This is a genomic window from Polaromonas sp. P3_C2 (assembly GCF_056402675.1).
Genome location: NZ_JBFUGX010000456.1, coordinates 1 through 3419 on the forward strand (window position 1 = coordinate 1; position 3419 = coordinate 3419).

The window sequence follows — 3419 nt, forward strand, 5'->3', positions numbered from 1 at the left end:
GGCTAAGGGCGGGTGTCAGACAACACCGCAAGGTCGTACTCCGGTATACCCACATCGGCAGGCATCCGGCATCCAAGGCCCCTGCTTCAAGAAAAACAGCCGGTAAGCCAATCAGGATGGGCGCAAGCAGCTATTAAATCAATAGCACATCACGGCAGGCGGCGTAGGGGTGCCGCCGCTCAGGGTTAGCCCCAAGACGGGGTAGAGCCTGTCCCCTAGAGTACCCGGCAGGCTTTGTAGCGCCCCTTGTTACGACTACCATGCAGGCAGTTTTGACAGGAGACCTGCCTTGGCCGCGACCCCCACTTCGGCGACGACGCCCCCTTCCCTTGCGTCTTCTTCTTTTTCCCTGGACCCCGCCTCCCCCTACCCCCACCTGCTCGCGCCGCTGGACCTGGGCTTCACCACGCTGAAGAACCGCGTGCTCATGGGCAGCATGCACACCGGCCTCGAAGACGGCCGCAAACACTTCCCCGCCATGGCCGCCTACTTTGCCGAGCGCGCGCGCGGCGGTGTGGGCCTGATGGTTACCGGCGGCTTCGCGCCCAACATCGCCGGCTGGACCAAACCGTTTGCCGGCATGCTCGCCAGCTCRGGYGCKGCGCGCCGCCACAAGCAGGTCACYGACGCAGTACATGCAGAAGGCGGCAAGATYGCGCTGCARATYTTGCACACCGGCCGCTATGGCTACCACCCGCTGTGCGTCGCACCTTCGCGCATCCAGAGCCCCATCTCGCCCTTCACCCCGCGCGAGCTCAGCGCCGGCGGCATTGAGCGGCAGATCCGCGCCTTCATCCGCTGCGCCATGCTCGCCCGCGATRCCGGCTACGACGGCGTCGAGATCATGGGCAGCGAAGGCTACTTCATCAACCAGTTCCTTGTCACCCACACCAACCAGCGCACCGACGAGTGGGGCGGCAGCTACGCCAACCGCATGCGCCTGGCCGTCGAGATCGTGCGCCGCACGCGCGAAGCCGTCGGGCGCGACTTCATCATCATCTACCGCCTCTCGATGATCGACCTGATCCCCGGCGGCAGCAGCTGGGAGGAAGTCGTGCTGCTGGCCCAAGCGGTGGAAGCCGCCGGTGCCACGCTCATCAACAGCGGCATCGGCTGGCATGAGGCGCGTGTGCCGACAATCGCGACGTCAGTACCACGTGGTGCCTTCACCTGGGTCACCAAAAAGCTGCGCACCGACCTGCGTGCCGCCGGCCTCACGATTCCTGTCATCACCAGCAACCGCCTGAACATGCCCGAGGTGGCCGAACAGGTGCTGGCCGACGGCTCGGCTGACATGGTCAGCATGGCCCGCCCTTTCCTGGCCGACCCCGAGTTTGTCAACAAGGCYGCGCAGGGGCGCCGCGACGAGATCAACACCTGCATCGCCTGCAACCAGGCCTGCCTGGACCACGCCTTCCAGGCCAAGCTGGCAAGCTGCCTGGTCAACCCCCGCGCCGGGCATGAAACCGAACTCGTCATTCGCATCGCCCCCGCCAAAAAACGCGTTGCCGTCATAGGCGCAGGCCCCGCGGGTCTGGCCGCCGCCACCACTTTGGCCCTGCGCGGCCACAGCGTTGACCTGTATGACGCGGCCGACAAAATCGGCGGCCAGTTCAACCTGGCCAAGCGCGTGCCCGGCAAGGAAGAGTTCGAGGAAACCCTGCGCTACTTCGGCCAGCGCATCACCGGCACCGGCGTGAAGCTGCACCTGAACACCCGCGTCTCGGCGGCCGACCTCATTGCGCAGAAGTTTGACGAAGTCGTGCTGGCCACCGGCGTCACGCCGCGCAACCCGCGTATTCCCGGGCAAGACCATCCCAAGGTGCTGAGCTACATCGATGTGCTGCTGGGCCGCCAGCCCGTTGGCGAACGTGTGGCACTCATAGGCGCAGGCGGCATCGGCTTTGACGTCGCCGAGTTCCTCGTCACACCCACCGGCCATTCCACCGCACTCGACCTGCCCGCCTGGCTCGCCGAATGGGGTGTGGCCGACCCCGGTGAAGTGCGCGGCGGCGTGGTACGCCCGCTGGTCACGCCGCCGGCGCGCCAKGTCACSCTGCTGCAGCGCAAGCCCGGCAAGCTGGGCGCSGGCCTGGGCAAGACCACCGGCTGGATMCACCGYGCCGCGCTGAARATGAAAAACGTCGARATGCTYTCRGGCGTCAACTAYGAACGCATTGGTGAAAACGAAGAAGGCTCAGGCCTCAGCCTCTTCATCACCTTCGGCGAAAAACGGCAGGACGGCACCGTGCTGGCGGTCGACAACATCGTGCTGTGCGCCGGACAGGAACCCCTGCGCGAACTGCTGGAGCCACTGCGCGCGGCCGGCGTCAAGACGCATCTGATTGGCGGCGCAGACGAAGCCAGCGAACTCGATGCGAAACGCGCTATTGACCAGGGGACGCGTCTGGCTGCGATGGTGTGACCACGCTTATTTGGGCAGCCCTGCCTCAAAGCGGTCCATCTCTTCATCCAGCGTTCCGCGGCCGTTGAAATCCCGCTTGGCCTGGCCATACCAGTACTCGGCATTCCCCAGGTCGCCCTCCTGTACATGCAGGATGCCGTGCAGCCAGGCGGCCAGTTGCGACTCATCACTCTGCACAATCGTGTGTGCCTCGGTCCAGCGCCCCGAGCGCATGTGAACCAGGGCTTGGCGAAGATTGGCCATCGAAAACTCCTTGAATGAAATGAATATATCGCCGATGGAATTTCCATGGCGGGGTCATGTTTTTCCGTCACGCGGGCCAGCAACAGGCGCATGCTGCGCCATCAGCCCGGCAATCCACTCGATGAACACGCGCAGTTTGGCGCTGACATGCCGGTTCGGCGCAAAGGCTACGTACAAAGGCATCGGGTCAAGGCGCCAGCCCTTGAACAGGCGCACCAGTTCGCCGCCAGCCAGGTGCGCCTTCGCCATGTAGTCCGGCAGCCAGAGGACTCCCAATCCCGCCAGCCCGGCCGCGAGGTAGGCATTGCCGTCATCGAATGCGAACAGGTGCCGGCCTTGCACCTTGATGCTCTCGCCCTTGCAGTGCATGGCGTACGGAAAAGCCTTGCCGGTGCGCGCCCACAGAAAACCCACGATGCGGTGATGKGTGTCTTCCAGCTCTCGTGGGTGCAACGGTGTGCCCGAGCGCTCCAGATAGGCCGGGGCGGCGTATACCCCCAACTGCAGGTCACCCACCTTGCGGGCCATCAGCGACTGATCGGTTAGCTCGCCGCCGCGCACGACGCAATCCACGTTGTCGCCGATCAGGTCCACCATGCGGTCGCTGACACCCATGTCGAGCTGAATCTCAGGGTAGCGCGCATGAAATTCCGGCAAGGCCGGCACCAGGATCATGCGGGCCAGGGGGCTGGGCACATCGACCCGCAGCCGGCCCCTGGGCGACGCCGACGCGCTGGACAGGCTGGTCTCG

At 65.0% G+C, this 3419-nt stretch carries 3 protein-coding genes; 1 reads left to right on the top strand and 2 read right to left on the bottom strand.

What is annotated here, in order from left to right; all coding sequences use genetic code 11:
- Positions 1–349: 349 nt before the first annotated feature.
- Complete coding sequence (locus AC1DWI_RS17090; RefSeq protein ID WP_477725278.1) at positions 350–2425, top strand: oxidoreductase; 2076 nt, start codon at positions 350–352, stop codon at positions 2423–2425.
- A gap of 6 nt (positions 2426–2431) precedes the next feature.
- Here AC1DWI_RS17090 and AC1DWI_RS17095 read toward each other — a convergent pair whose 3' ends face one another.
- Together AC1DWI_RS17095 and AC1DWI_RS17100 are read right to left on the bottom strand one after the other, a co-directional pair.
- Positions 2432–2668: a hypothetical protein gene (locus AC1DWI_RS17095; protein WP_477670956.1), complete on the bottom strand. Its 237-nt coding sequence runs from the start codon at positions 2666–2668 to the stop codon at positions 2432–2434.
- Between the two features lie 54 nt (positions 2669–2722).
- On the bottom strand, positions 2723–3419 hold a 697-nt coding region (locus AC1DWI_RS17100; RefSeq protein ID WP_477725277.1), incomplete at its 5' end, for a LysR substrate-binding domain-containing protein.